Source organism: Providencia sp. Je.9.19 (assembly GCF_051129765.1).
Lineage (GTDB): Bacteria > Pseudomonadota > Gammaproteobacteria > Enterobacterales > Enterobacteriaceae > Providencia.
Map to the genome: position 1 here is coordinate 1 of NZ_JBCPSS010000054.1, position 298 is coordinate 298.

Consider the following 298-nt stretch of genomic DNA (forward strand, 5'->3'; position numbering starts at 1 on the left):
TATTGCGTTTTATCCTCTGCTGATGGGTAAATACGATAAGTATACTCATCAGGCGTGACCGTAATATTGTCGACAACCCGAGTAAATAAAATGTCCCCCTTATCATTTTTAGCGGTCAGTGTTCGATACTTTCCATCATCACTAAATGACCAATCACCTTGCATTTTAGGTTCCCCTTCTACGGTCAGCATGTTAAAGGTTCCATCAGGGAAATACTCAGCTAACCCAAAAAAATTAGCCACTTGGTCATTTGTTGCAGGGATTTCTTGCTTATTTTGGTCTAAGGCTTGCGTGGTGA

General features: G+C 40.9%; 1 protein-coding gene. It reads right to left on the bottom strand.

Annotation, left to right across the window (positions count from 1 at the left end):
- Positions 1–298, bottom strand: a 298-nt coding sequence (locus AAZR93_RS21680) for a DUF4822 domain-containing protein (RefSeq protein WP_434721051.1), incomplete at both ends; no start/stop codon positions are given.